The sequence below is a fragment of the Aquimarina agarivorans genome (assembly GCF_000218485.1).
Taxonomy (GTDB): domain Bacteria; phylum Bacteroidota; class Bacteroidia; order Flavobacteriales; family Flavobacteriaceae; genus Aquimarina; species Aquimarina agarivorans.
The window spans coordinates 90,717-104,223 of the sequence record NZ_AFPB01000142.1 but is presented as its reverse complement, the minus strand read 5'-3'; the positions used below and the strand labels follow the sequence as shown (position 1 = coordinate 104,223).

Sequence of the window (13,507 nt, the reverse complement as noted above, 5' to 3'; positions counted from 1 at the left end):
ATACCATTTCCGGCATTTAATAAGTAGTTTAAAATCATAACCAGTATTATCCCTAAATAAAAGTACAAATCTTTTGTAACATTCAGTGTATGTCAACTAGGCAAAGGTAAAATTTTCAACCTACGATCTTTACGCAATTGTGTTTGTATAATATGCTGTGCATCTTTGTTATGATGCATAGGAGTGATAAGTGAGTGAATGATTTCTAACGATGAAATTTGATGATTTAATTTGAAATATCCAAAGCCTTTAAATTTACTATTTTCAATTAGCGTGACGCTTTTTTCTCCTGTATCTCTACCTTTACTAATGATTAGCATGTTTTTATTTCTAAAGGTAAATTGTTCAATAATTTCCCTGACACGAGTATTGTATACCTCGTAGGATTCATTACCAATGCATGCTCCGGCGCATTCATCAATGCCATATTTGTGACAATTTCCTTTCCCTTCGTATACACCAGTAAATTTTTCGCATAAGCCATGTATTTCACTAATTTTATGTAAAAAAGCCTTTCCTGAATCACGGTTTGAAAAGGTAATTATATGTTTTTTACGGCCATCTGCTTTAAGTAGTTTTAAGTGAATATAGCCATTAGCATCCGTAATTGGGTATAGGGCATGCGTATAAATGGAGCGTTTTAATGCATAATTGTATTTGGGTTTGTGCCGTTTAATTTCTTCATTCTCTTTTAACAAAGCAATCATTTCCGAACCTGTGATTTCAAAACTAATACGAGCTACTTCATTTTGAATAGCTTTTGCTTTTTTATTGGTGGCTACAAAATGCTGATTGATTCGTTTTTTGATGTTTTTACTTTTGCCAATATAAATTATTTTACCCTCCTTATCATGCATATAATAAATGCCTGTACTCCCGGGTAAATCTTTTAATAACTCTTGTAGTTTATCATTATACTGTACATTAAGGTCTTTAATAGTACTTGTAATTATTTCTTTATCTAAATCTTTATTCAATAATAATTTAAATAATTCAACAGTTGCCAAAGCATCACCACTGGCTCTATGCCTGTCGGCAATGGGGATACCAAGGGAACGTACTAATTTTCCTAAACTGTGAGATTCCTGCTCAGGGAGTAGTACTTTGGAAAGTTCCACGGTACACAATGAGTTTTTTTCAAATTTGTAACCTAATCTTTTAAATTCTGTTCGTAAAATACGGTAATCAAACACGGCATTGTGTGCTACAATAATGCTGTCTTCAGTAATTTCAACAATACGCTTGGCAACCTCATAAAATTTAGGAGCGCTTTTAAGCATAGCGGCGTTAATGCCAGTTAATTTTTCAACAAAGGGTTGAATTGGGCGTTCAGGATTCACCAGACTGATAAATTGATCAACTACTTGGTGTCCATCAAATTTGTATATCGCTATCTCGGTAATCCCTTCTTCATTGAATTTACCTCCAGTAGTTTCTATGTCAAGTATAGCGTACAAATTCTTTTTTTTTTGGTTGTCTGTTGTTGGTTGTGGTTATCAGTTGTGGGTTGTGAGTTTTAAAGAATTTTTTTGAAGCATTCAAAAAAATTCCAAATTCCAAATTCCAAATTCCAAATTCCAAATTCCAAATTCCAAATTCCAAATTCCAAATTCCAAATTCCAAATTCCAAATTCCAAATTCCAAATTCCAAATTCCAAATTCCAAATTCCAAATTCCAAATTCCAAATTCCAAATTCCAAATTCCAAATTTTTAACTTCTTAACTTCTCACTTCCTATAATTCCTAGCTCCAAAAATAGCACTTCCTACTCTAATCATTGTGCTTCCGCAAGAAATTGCAATAGAGTAGTCGCCACTCATACCCATGGATAAAGTGTTCAGCTGTACATTTGGTTGGTCAATTTCTTTTTTAAATATAGAAAATTGCTCTTTTAAGTAACTAAATTCATTTTTCAGTTGATTTTCGTTAGAAGTAAAGGTAGCCATTCCCATAAAACCAGTAATCATAACGTTTTTTAAATCACTCAGTTCAGGATGTTTTAAAATACTTGTTAAATCACGTAAAGACAGTCCAAATTTTGAATCTTCTTCTGCAATTTTAAGTTGTAATAAACAATGTATAATACGATTGTTTTTTAAAGCCTGTTTGTTAATTTCGTTAAGTAATCTAAAACTATCCACAGCATGAATTAAATGTACAAAGGGCGCCATGTACTTCACCTTATTAGTCTGTACGTGCCCAATCATATGCCATTCAATATCTTTAGGTAGTTTTTCCCATTTTTCTGCCATTTCCTGAATTTTGTTTTCGCCAAAAATTCGTTGACCTGCACTATAGGCTTCCTGTAAATCTTCAATAGGCTTTGTTTTGGAAACAGCCACTAAAGTTACTTGTTCGGGAATTTGCTTTTTAAAAGTGGCAATATTAGTTGTTATGGAATTTGTCATATAATTTTTAAGCAGAGAAATCTTTTATTACTGCCAAGGCTACTTTTAAAGCAGCAGTAGCTTGTTCTAAACTAACAATAGGGGTAGCGTTTGTATGTATCGCTTCTGCGAAAGCGTCTAACTCGTCTAAAATGGCATTATTGGCACCTATTTCAGGATTTTCAAAATAAATTTGTTTTTTTACTCCTTCTGCATTTTGTAGAATCATATCAAATTCTCCTGAACTTTCAGGGGCATCCTTCATTTTAACAACCTCACATTTCTTTTCAAAAAAGTCAACCGATATGTAAGCATCCTTTTGAAAGAATCGTGTTTTACGCATGCTTTTTAATGAAATTCTACTAGCAGTCAAGTTAGCAACGCAGCCATTTTCAAATTCAATTCGGGCATTAGCAATATCAGGAGTTTCGCTAATGACCGCAACGCCACTGGCAGTAACACTTTTCACATCCGAGTTGATGACGCTTAAAATAGCATCAATATCATGAATCATTAAATCCAACACTACTGGGACATCAGTACCCCGCGGATTAAATTCAGCCAAACGATGTGTTTCTATAAACATCGGATTATTAATTTTATTTTTTATGGCAGTAAATGCTGGATTGAATCGTTCCACATGACCTACTTGTCCTTTTACGTTGTGTTTTTGAGCTAATGAAATTAAGGCCTCAGCTTCAGCAATAGTATTAGTAATGGGTTTTTCAATAAATACGTGTTTACCGCTTTCAATTGCTTTTTTGGCAGTTTCAAAATGAGCGAAAGTAGGGGTTACAATATCCACCACATCCACTGCATCAATGAGCTTACTTAATGAATCAAAATAGGTATATCCAAATTCTTTAACTATTTGTTGTGCATGGATTTCATCCGAATCGTAGAAACCTACTAATTCATAATTTTTGGATTCGGATAATAATCTAAGATGTATTTTACCTAAGTGACCCGCCCCAATTACTCCTGCTTTAAGCATAAATTCATGTTTTAATCCACATCAAGTGGAATTTGTTTTACAAGCTTAATTTTTACTGAAAAGCAGTAATAAAGCTTCAAAAGATTTTATCTTTCTGATGTTGTGAAATAAAAATTTATATGATTTGCAATTGATATTTATAGTAGTATATGTTTTTTAATTACTTCTAATACAGCATTCATTTTAATGATTGATTAAAAAAACTATAATTTTACTTTTTAGTAAATTCAAATTGCAAATGATACTACACAAAAATAGGACTTAATACTGCTTTATTTAAATTTAGAAGTCAAAAAAATATCGCAATAGTTTATTTTTACGGAACAATAAAAAATTATGCTTCATAAAGACCTGCCAAAACATCAAGGGAAACGAAAATTGCTTGTAGAAGCGCTTGTAAAAAAAGGAATAAAAGACATTTCAGTTTTGGAGGCAATTCATCAGATACCCAGGCATTTATTTTTGGATGCTGCTTTTGAAAATCATGCGTATCAAGACAAAGCATTTCCCATTGGTGCGTCACAAACAATATCGCACCCATTTACTGTGGCTTTTCAAACCGAATTGATGCAAATAAAAAAAGGAGATAAGGTGTTGGAAATAGGTACAGGCTCCGGCTATCAAACAGCTGTATTGTGTCATTTAGGAGCTAAGGTTTATTCCATTGAACGTCAGCAGGAATTATTTAAAGCAACCCAAAAACTATTGCCTAAATTAAATTACCGACCCAAACGTTTAATTTTTGGCGATGGGTATAAGGGATTGCCCGAAGAAGCCCCTTTTCAATCCATAATTGTTACTGCGGGAGCCCCATTTGTACCAAAAGCGCTTTTAAGTCAGGTCGCTATTGGAGGTAGATTGGTAATTCCGGTGGGGAAAGACCCACAAATCATGCATTTGTACGTGCGCACTGACGAAAAAACATTTCAAAAACAAGAGTTTGGTGAATTTAGATTTGTACCTATGCTAGCAGATAAAAATTAAAAAACTGAAGTCATGCAATGGAAAAAGGTAAACCTAGATTATCGAGATTGATAGCAATTTTGACCCAATTACAGTCCAAACGCATTAGTACTGCTTCCGAATTAGCTAAAAAACATAGGGTTAGTGTGCGTACTATTTATAGGGATTTAAGAACTTTGGAACAATCAGGCATTCCAATTGTTACTGAAGAAGGCAAAGGATATACCATTATGGACGGCTATATCTTACAACCTGTAATGTTTACACAAGAAGAGGCAAATGCTTTAATCACAGCGGAACAGTTAATAAAAAAGAATCGAGATCAGTCTTTAGTCAACTATTATGAAAGTGCCATTACAAAAATTAAAGCCACTCTGAGAGGTTCGCAAAAGGAGAAAATGGAACTGGTTTCTGATAGAATTCAGATAAGAAATAATTTAGAAAATCTAAAGACAAGTAATTACCTTATTCAGCTGCAGTCTGCAATTGTCCTGTTTCAAAACGTTGAAATTGAATACTTTTCTCAAAAAAAAGAATATTCCAAAGAAAATTGAACCTTTTGCATTGTATACTACTCAAAACAATTGGGTGTTGATTGCTTTTTGTTGTTTAAAAAATGAATTTAGGGCATTCCGATTGGATTGCATACAGCGTATAATCAAGTTAAACACGGTATTTACACCTCATGAAATGACCTTTCAACAGTATATGGAGGAGTGTCATAAAAAAAGAAGAAGTACCCCTGACATACCTTTGACATTAAGTGTTACTAATTTTGATGCAAATCAAAAAAAGGAAACAATGAAAAAAGTAAAAATTACACCGTTTAAGATTATTGGAATTAGCGTTAAAACTACCAATGAAAATAGTCAGGCGGCCAAAGATATTCCAGCGCTATGGGATCGATTTGTGAAAGAAAATTTTATAAATAGAATTCCAAATAAAATTAATGACACAGTTTATGCTGTTTATACTAATTACCAGAGTGATCATACTAAGCCATATACTACCTTACTAGGGTGTAAAGTAGCTCATTTGGATGTAATTCCAAATGGGATGGAAGGGATGTTCATTGAAGGAGGAAATTACAAGCAGATTGTTGCCAAAGGAGACCTTACCCAGAACTTGGTAATTAATGAATGGATAAAAATATGGCAATCTGATTTAAATAGAGCTTATTCGGTTGATTTTGAAGTATACAATGAAAAATCAAAGGATACAAAAAATGCTGAGGTATCTATTTATGTAGCCATAAAATAAGCATATGTTATGAATAAAGTTGATGCCTATTATTCCAATAAGCAGGAACCTAATAAAAGTTGTTTACTGGCTTTACGGCAAATTATAGTGGATCAAAATGCGCTTGTTACTGAAACATTAAAATGGGGAATTCCTTGCTTTAGTTACAAGAAAAAGATGTTTTGCTTTTTAACTATAGAAAAAGCTACAGCTTTACCCTATATTTTATTTGTTAGTGGAAAGCGGTTGGATTTTGAAGCATTAGAACTGAGAGATCGAAAGCAAATGAAATCATTACATATTAATCCAACTCAGGATATCCCTTTACGTTTAATAATAGAAATAGTTAACGCAGCAATAGAAATTTGTAAATAATTTTAAAGTATGTGTTGCTTATTTGCATTGCAAATGGCAGTGTTTAGTAGTTTTATTTATTTTAAGTAGAAACATTAATAGACGTCTGCAACTGAAAAGAGGCATAAAAATTTTTTGATTTTTATGCCTCTTTTTATATCAGCTTTGGTTTTAAATGGGTAATTTGATGTTTGAAACAGTATAATGCTTTAAGCTAGAGAAAGAACTACCTTGCAATAGCTAAATTAGCTGAACGTACTCTTCTTCCATTTCCATCAATAATATCCACTCTATGAAAACCAACAGGAATAGCGCTAACATCTATTTCTATGGAATTTTCACCTCTCTTAATATTAAAACGACCACTCACATTGGTTGGAATAAAGCCTCTTTCCAATATTCGATATGATCCGTTTGGTATAGCTCTATTGCTATTAAAAAATAAAGTTGTAACATTATTAGCAGGTAGCGGAGCCACAATAAAACTTTCATTAACTTCAGTTGGATCTCCAAATGTTGATGGTGCTACATTGTTTATTCTCCATTGTTGAGCTGTATTGTTCGCTTGATTTGTTTGTAATATTAACGCAGTGTTGCTTGCTGCTAAAAATCGACCAGTTAATACATTTTGAAATCTGTAAATATTAGAATTGACCCTTAAAGCTCTGAATTGTTGGCCTTGGTCATTTCTGTTAACCAGTTGTTGTGTAGGTGCTGATGAAGCATTCGCAAAATTAACAGCTTTACTTGATCTTACATTTACTATTTGATAAACACCGTTTCCTAATGGTATAAATTGCCATTTTTGAAAATCCCTTGTTGATTGATCACTATCAGATACCGCAGTATCAACTTTAAAACCGTCATTAACAGCAAAAGCAGGCCTAAACGCAAATTCAGCTGCGGAGCTGAAAAAATTGACAAATCTTTCAAATTCTATTGATGCTAATTGATTAGTACCAACATTATTTATTGAAAATTGCATGTTAGAAGCTGATTGAGCATAAATTGTGTTCAATCCCAAAGTAGTAACTATTAAAAATAATAGGGTGGAAAATTTTTTAATTTTTTTCATAATAATTTCTTATAAAGTTAATTGATTTAATAAGTTAAAGCTCTTAATAAATAAATCAATTAACGTTAAAAATTATAAAAAAAATAAAATGATAATTATTGTTTATACTAGGCGCATATGTGTCACAGTCAATATTACATAAAAATAAGTCAAAACCACATGAATAATATAATAGTACTATTATTTATACGTTTTTTCTTACTTGTAAATTATTGATTTTTATATATTTATATTGTATTTAAATTTTAATCAACACATTGCTTTAATTACTACACTTGCACAATCCCAATATTGAAAGGTTTTTCAATTGGTGCATGGTTGGCAGCTTCAATACCCATACTTATCCATTTGCGCGTATCTAAGGGATTGATAATAGCATCAGTCCATAAACGCGCTGCGGCATAATAAGGAGAAGTTTGTTTGTCGTAGCGCGACTTTATTTGATTAAAAAGTTCTTTTTCTTTAGCTGGAGTAATTTTTTCTCCCTTCGCTTTTAATGATGCTTTTTCAATTTGAAGCAATACTTTGGCAGCTTGCGCGCCTCCCATAACGGCTAATTCGGCGCTAGGCCAAGCAAAAATCAACCTAGGGTCATACGCTTTACCACACATTGCATAATTACCAGCTCCGTATGAATTTCCAATGATTACTGTAAATTTAGGAACCACACTATTTGCCATAGCGCTTACCATTTTTGCTCCGTCTTTTATAATGCCACCATGTTCACTTTTGCTTCCTACCATAAAGCCAGTAACGTCTTGTAAAAAAACAATTGGAATTTTCTTTTGATTACAATTAGCTATAAAACGCGCTGCTTTGTCTGCAGATTCGGAGTAGATAACGCCACCAACCTGCATTTCGCCTTTTGCATTTTTTGTAACTAAACGTTGGTTGGCTACAATGCCAACTGCCCAACCTTCAATACGGGCATAGCCAGTTAAAATTGTTTTTCCATAATCAGCTTTATATTGTTCAAAATCCGAATTGTCAACCAATCGCTCAATAATAGGTAGCATATCATATGGCTTGTTCCTTTCTTTAGGAAGTAAGCCAAAAATTTCTTCTTCTTTTTCTTTAGGTTTTTCTACAGTAGTGCGATTATAACCCGCTTTGTCATAGTCTCCAATTTTAGAAACAATACTCTTAATCTTATCTAAGCAATCTTTATCATCTTCAGCTTTGTAATCAGTCACTCCCGAAATTTCGCAATGTGTAGCAGCTCCGCCTAGGGTTTCATTATCAATATCCTCTCCAATAGCAGCTTTAACCAAATAACTTCCCGCAAGGAAAATACTTCCTGTTTTATCAACAATTAAAGCTTCGTCGCTCATAATTGGTAGGTAAGCACCACCAGCTACACAGCTGCCCATAACGGCAGCAATTTGGGTGATACCCATACTACTCATTTGGGCATTATTTCTAAAAATACGCCCAAAATGTTCCTTGTCAGGGAATACTTCATCTTGTAGTGGTAAATAAGCGCCGGCGCTATCTACTAAATAAATAATAGGCAGTCTGTTTTCCATAGCAATTTCCTGCGCACGTAAATTCTTTTTTGCAGTTATAGGAAACCAAGCCCCTGCTTTTACAGTGGCATCATTAGCAACAACAATGCATTGCTTACCTTTAATGTAGCCGATTTTAGCAACTACGCCACCACTCGGACAACCCCCATGCTCTTGGTACATATCTTCGCCAGCAAAGGCGCCAATTTCAATTGTATCGGAATTTTTATCAAGTAAGTAGTCAATGCGTTCTCGAGCCGTCATTTTGCCTTTACTATGTAACTTTTCAATACGTTTGCTACCTCCACCTAATGCAACTTTAGAAATTTTTTTCCTTAATTCAGATGCGAGTTGTCGGTTATGATCTTCGTTTTTATTAAAAGTTAAATCCATAGTTAAAATTTTGAAAAACGAAATTACAAAAAGGTAGTTTGCTTTTGATAATCTTAGCTTAATAATAATTGATAATTATACGATTTTGGTAATGGATTTTTAATAATAGGATAGCCTTTGTTTAACGATATTACTTGAAGTGACAAGTAACTTCATGTGCTTAACTCAAATTAGGTATACATGAAATTATTGAATTTTAAACATTTAGGAATCATAGCTGTAAGCTTATTTAGCATGGTGAGCTGTGCTGTTGATGAAACAGAATTGAATGAAGGAACTTGGAATTCCGCTGGATTAATTATTAATGGTGAAATTGATGCTGAAATTTCAAATTATGACAATCAAGGTCCGCATGATCATAATTTTGGAAAAAAAGTGTTTGGTTTTACGGAAACCTTTGAAAATGGATCAAAATCAAGCTATGCTAATGCATCCGTAAATTTAGCTTCAGGGAACTGGCAATTTAATGACGCTTTGCTTGGGGATTTATCTTCGGACATAAAATTCGGAAAACAATCCGCAAGAATTAGAAACGAGGGATTTTTACTTATGTCGTTCAATATGAATAATGGAGCAAGCGCCATACGAATTAGGCATTCCAAATTTGGATCCGATAACAATTCCACCTGGAGGCTGATTGTTTCCTTTAACGATGGTAGGGATTGGAGTTTTATGGGAAATACTATTACAACAAGCTCTTCAACTTTAAATACCACTACAATAACTGTTAATGAAACAAGGCCTTTACGCTTTGGAATTTATAAAACTGGAGGAGGTTCCAACCGAATTAATATTGATAATGTTGAGGTGATTACTGATGGGAATGGAGGAGGAGGCAGTCCTCAGCCACAGCCAGGTAGTGCTAGTAGAGATAGCAACCTTACCTTTGGAAATCCATCAAACGCTAACAATTCAAGCGCTAATAATTATTTTTTATCCAGAAATCAATATACCATGTCCTACAACAATAGTCGTGGTACTGCCAATTGGGTGAGTTGGCATTTAAGTAGCGCTTGGACAGGATCAAGCAGAAGGTGTAATTGTTTTAGACAAGATGCAATATTGCCAAGTAGTTTTTTTAAAGCAAGTGATACCAGTTACAGAGGATCAGGATATGACCGAGGGCATATTTGCCCTTCTGCCGACCGAAATGATAGTCGAACTGATAATTCCAATACTTTTTTTATGACTAATATTGCACCGCAAGCAGCGGATAATAACCAACGATCATGGAGTAGTTTTGAAAATTACTTACGTTCATTAACAACAAATGGTAATGAAATTCATATAATTTCAGGTGTTGCAGGAAGGGGAGGAGTTGGTAAAAATGGGTTTAATACTACCATTAGTAATGGGAATATCACCGTTCCAGATTCTTTTTGGAAAGTGGCTTTAATATTACCAAATGGTTCCAATGACATCAATCGGGTAACCACATCTACTAGAATTATAGCAATTAACGTACCCAATGATCAAGGAATAAGTACCAATTGGAGAAATTTTACTACATCGGTAAATGCAATAGAATCCTTAACTGGATATGATTTGTTTGAAAATATTCCGAATAGTATTGAAAACGTACTTGAAGCTAGAATTGGCAGATAGGCTAGACTCAGTATTAAACTAAAAAGCATTGGAAACAGCTAGTGTTTCCAATGCTTTTTAGTTCTTTGTAAAAATATATGTAATTAAAGCGTTTCTTCAGTGTCTTTTTGACCTGTAGCCATTAAAAAAGCCTTTAAAAATGGATCAATAGCGCCATTCATTACAGCTTCTACATTTCCAGTTTCTTCAGCTGTTCTAACGTCTTTAACTAATTTGTAAGGATGCATTACATAATTTCTTATTTGCGAACCCCATTCAATTTTCATTTTAGAAGCTTCAATTTCATCGCGCATGGCCTGCTTTTTCTTAAGCTCAATTTCATAAAGCTGAGATTTTAATAATTGCATAGCCTTTGTTTTGTTATCCAATTGTGATCGCGTTTCTGAATTTTCAATTACAATCCCTGAAGGATGGTGACGTAATCGAACGGCAGTTTCAACTTTATTTACATTTTGTCCGCCAGCGCCAGAAGATCTCATGGTTTCCCATGATATTTCCGAAGGATTTATATCTATTTCAATAGAATCATCAGCTAATGGATAAACATATACTGAGGCAAATGAAGTGTGCCTTTTAGCGTTGCTATCAAATGGGGAAATACGTACTAAACGGTGCACGCCATTTTCACCTTTAAGCCATCCAAAAGCATACTCTCCATCAATTTCTAGTGTAACTGTTTTTATACCAGCAACATCACCTTGTTGAAAATTGAGTTCTTTAATTGGAAAGCCTTGTTTTTCGCAGTACATGACATACATACGCATTAACATTTGTGCCCAATCACAACTTTCAGTACCACCGGCACCCGCAGTAATTTGTAATACGGCTCCCAAATTATCACCTTCTTCACTCAGCATATTTCGGAATTCTAAATCTTCAATATGTGTAGTAGTAAGTTTTGCTTGTGTATTTAATTCATTTTCAGAGGTGTCACCTTCTTTGAAAAATTCAAAAAGAACTTCCAAATCTTCAAGAAGTTGTTCACTTTTTTCATAATCTTTAACCCATTTTTTTAAATTATTGAGTACACGCATATGTGCCTCAGCTTCTTTAGGTTTGTTCCAAAAGTCGGGCGAAAAAGTTTTTTCTTCTTGATTAGAAATTTCTATGTTTTTGGCATCAACGTCAAAGATACCTCCTTAACGCAACCAGGCGATTTCTAAGATCTAAAATAGTATCTTGATTTATCATAATAAGTAGTGGTTAATTACTTCGACAAAAATACAAATACAAATGAGGCTACCTAACTAAAATACTTTTTTAATTTGATGCTGTTTTGCAAATTCTTTAGCAGCTTTTATCCCATTTTCAAGTCCAGCCTTTGAGTTGTATAGTTGACTGGCTGCTGCGGTTTGTAATTCTTGATCTAAAATATTAAAGTAAAATTGACCGTTTTTCGTGGTTTTGCGTTCATAAATTCTATCCAAATTTGTGTTTTGCGCTACATAATCAATTTCTTTATTTATTGCAGACAAATCACTATAAGGTTTACTTGATGCTATAGTATGTTTGTCATCACTTTTAAGATGAAAAACATAATTATCGTTTTGGTCTTTTTCAATGTAGAACATTAATCAAATTTAATACATTCAATTTAGTTTTCAAACAACAAACTAACTTGTAAGAAAAATATAATTATTCCTGTTAAAATATGTATTCGTTAATATTTAATTGTCTTAATATTAGGTTTTTAATTGGATAAATTAAAATCTGATTAGTTATTTTGAATTGTTTATTTGTTTTTTGACCTATTTTTTATTTGTTTCATCGAAAAAAAGAACAATTAAAATAATTAGATATCTAAATTTAACATAAAAAGTATGTTTTTTGTAACTTAGTTATCAAGATCAACACTATTAAATTCTAAAACAATGAAAAAAATTATCTTTACAATTACAGCCTTAGCCACAGGTATTGTTGCTCAAGCGCAGGATTTACCATCTAATCCAGAGCCAGGAAAATGTTATGTTCGTTGTACAACTCCTGATATTTATGAAACCCAAACAGTGCAAGTACAAGTGAGCCCAGAGTACAAAAAGCTAAAGGTTATTCCAGCAACTTATAAAACTGTAACTGAGCGAGTATTAGTAAAGGAAGCGAGCAAAAAATTAAAAGTTATTCCGGCTACATACAAAACAGAAACTGTAACTTATGTAAAAAAACAAGGAGGCTCTACATTAGCTGTAACCCCAGCATCTTTTGGAAGTGGTTCAGAAACTATTGAGGTAAAAGCAGCTTACGCTCAATGGGAACTTGGTGCACCTGCGCCTGATTGTGCGTCTAGCAATCCAAATGACTGCCGTTACTGGTGTTATAAAGGGTATCCTGCTGAATATACAACGGTATCAGTACGTACATTGGCTAATGATGCCTCTGTATCCAGATCACCAATAGCTTCTCAAAATGGATCTTATACTAAAAGAGTTGTAGCTACACCAGCAAGAGTCGAAGAAATTGAAATTCCTGCTGAATACGCTAATATAACAAAAACGGTTTTAGATACTGATGCAGCTACAACTGAAGATGTAATCCCTGCAACTTTTAAAACTGTATCTAAAGAAGTACAGACTCAAAAAGGAGGTTTAACAACTTGGAAAGAAGTTGATTGTAAATTGGTTGAATATTCGGCCTTGCCAATTAATTGGAATACAGGTTCTGCTACATTAACTTCGACAGCTAAAAATTTAATTGATACGCGTTTATTACCAGTTTTGGCTAATAATCAAGGTTCAAAAATGGAAATTGCTTCACATACAGATTCCAGAGGTAGTGCCACTAGTAATCAATCTTTATCGGAAAGAAGAGCACAATCAGTTGTGAATTACTTAATATCAAAAGGTGTGAATAATAGCCGTTTAGTAGCTAATGGATACGGAGAACGTAGACTTAAAAACAGATGTAAGGATGGAGTTTCTTGTACTGAGCGTGAGCATGCTGCAAACAGAAGAACTGAATTCCGTTTAATTAATAACGACTAAGAAAAATATATTAC

14 protein-coding genes are annotated in these 13,507 nt (G+C 33.6%); 6 read left to right on the top strand and 8 right to left on the bottom strand.

Annotated elements, in window-relative coordinates; genetic code table 11:
- Positions 1-92: 92 nt before the first annotated feature.
- From GMC_RS0109065 to GMC_RS0109050, 4 genes are read right to left on the bottom strand one after another with little or no spacing between them, the layout of a single operon-like run.
- Positions 93-1,457, bottom strand: coding sequence for an exonuclease domain-containing protein (locus GMC_RS0109065; RefSeq protein WP_010521828.1), 1,365 nt, complete (start codon positions 1,455-1,457; stop codon positions 93-95).
- Entirely contained in the window at positions 1,441-1,707 is a 267-nt protein-coding gene (locus tag GMC_RS20660) for a hypothetical protein (RefSeq protein ID WP_010521827.1), read from the bottom strand. Before GMC_RS20660 ends, GMC_RS0109065 begins: the two co-directional genes overlap by 17 nt.
- A 20-nt stretch (positions 1,708-1,727) precedes the next feature.
- The gene (locus GMC_RS0109055; RefSeq protein ID WP_010521826.1) at positions 1,728-2,408 is read right to left on the bottom strand and encodes a YggS family pyridoxal phosphate-dependent enzyme; all 681 of its coding nucleotides are present in this window, start codon (positions 2,406-2,408) and stop codon (positions 1,728-1,730) included.
- 7 nt (positions 2,409-2,415) lie between these two features.
- Positions 2,416-3,381, bottom strand: a complete 966-nt coding sequence (locus GMC_RS0109050) for a Gfo/Idh/MocA family protein (RefSeq protein WP_010521825.1) — start codon at positions 3,379-3,381, stop codon at positions 2,416-2,418.
- A gap of 336 nt (positions 3,382-3,717) precedes the next feature.
- Between GMC_RS0109050 and GMC_RS0109045 the strand changes: the two genes are divergently transcribed.
- From GMC_RS0109045 to GMC_RS0109030, 4 genes are read left to right on the top strand one after another with little or no spacing between them, the layout of a single operon-like run.
- A complete protein-coding gene (locus GMC_RS0109045; RefSeq protein ID WP_010521824.1) occupies positions 3,718-4,365 on the top strand; it encodes a protein-L-isoaspartate(D-aspartate) O-methyltransferase in 648 nt (215 codons plus the stop codon).
- A gap of 17 nt (positions 4,366-4,382) precedes the next feature.
- Positions 4,383-4,898 (top strand): helix-turn-helix transcriptional regulator, encoded by a 516-nt coding sequence (locus GMC_RS21835; protein WP_010521823.1) that lies wholly within the window; start codon positions 4,383-4,385, stop codon positions 4,896-4,898.
- On the top strand, positions 4,855-5,604 hold the full coding sequence (locus tag GMC_RS22780; protein ID WP_010521822.1) for an effector binding domain-containing protein: 750 nt from the start codon (positions 4,855-4,857) through the stop codon (positions 5,602-5,604). Before GMC_RS21835 ends, GMC_RS22780 begins: the two co-directional genes overlap by 44 nt.
- Before the next feature lie 9 nt (positions 5,605-5,613).
- Positions 5,614-5,958, top strand: a complete 345-nt coding sequence (locus GMC_RS0109030; RefSeq protein WP_010521821.1) for a DUF1801 domain-containing protein — start codon at positions 5,614-5,616, stop codon at positions 5,956-5,958.
- A 205-nt stretch (positions 5,959-6,163) separates the two neighbouring features.
- Here the strand turns inward: GMC_RS0109030 and GMC_RS0109025 are convergent, their stop codons facing one another.
- On the bottom strand, positions 6,164-7,012 hold the full coding sequence (locus GMC_RS0109025) for an RICIN domain-containing protein (protein WP_010521820.1): 849 nt from the start codon (positions 7,010-7,012) through the stop codon (positions 6,164-6,166).
- Between the two features lie 269 nt (positions 7,013-7,281).
- Positions 7,282-8,910, bottom strand: a complete 1,629-nt coding sequence (locus GMC_RS0109020) for an acyl-CoA carboxylase subunit beta (protein ID WP_010521819.1) — start codon at positions 8,908-8,910, stop codon at positions 7,282-7,284.
- Positions 8,911-9,090: 180 nt separating this feature from the next.
- Between GMC_RS0109020 and GMC_RS0109015 the strand changes: the two genes are divergently transcribed.
- Positions 9,091-10,515 carry a DNA/RNA non-specific endonuclease gene (locus GMC_RS0109015; RefSeq protein ID WP_010521818.1) on the top strand — a complete coding sequence of 475 codons (1,425 nt, stop codon included), beginning with the start codon at positions 9,091-9,093 and terminating at the stop codon, positions 10,513-10,515.
- 83 nt (positions 10,516-10,598) lie between these two features.
- Here the strand turns inward: GMC_RS0109015 and prfB are convergent.
- Together prfB and GMC_RS0109005 are read right to left on the bottom strand one after the other, a co-directional pair.
- Positions 10,599-11,706, bottom strand: a protein-coding gene (gene prfB, locus GMC_RS0109010; protein WP_138940597.1) for a peptide chain release factor 2 whose coding sequence is annotated in 2 segments (ribosomal slippage) — positions 10,599-11,642 and positions 11,644-11,706 — 1,107 coding nt in all. Because the reading frame shifts where the segments join, the coding sequence is not laid out codon by codon here.
- Positions 11,707-11,762: 56 nt separating this feature from the next.
- Complete coding sequence (locus tag GMC_RS0109005) at positions 11,763-12,086, bottom strand: YegP family protein (protein WP_010521816.1); 324 nt, start codon at positions 12,084-12,086, stop codon at positions 11,763-11,765.
- A gap of 300 nt (positions 12,087-12,386) precedes the next feature.
- On the opposite strand from GMC_RS0109005, the gene GMC_RS0109000 reads away from it, so the two are divergent.
- Positions 12,387-13,493 carry an OmpA family protein gene (locus GMC_RS0109000; RefSeq protein ID WP_010521815.1) on the top strand — a complete coding sequence of 369 codons (1,107 nt, stop codon included), beginning with the start codon at positions 12,387-12,389 and terminating at the stop codon, positions 13,491-13,493.
- Positions 13,494-13,507 lie beyond the last annotated feature (14 nt).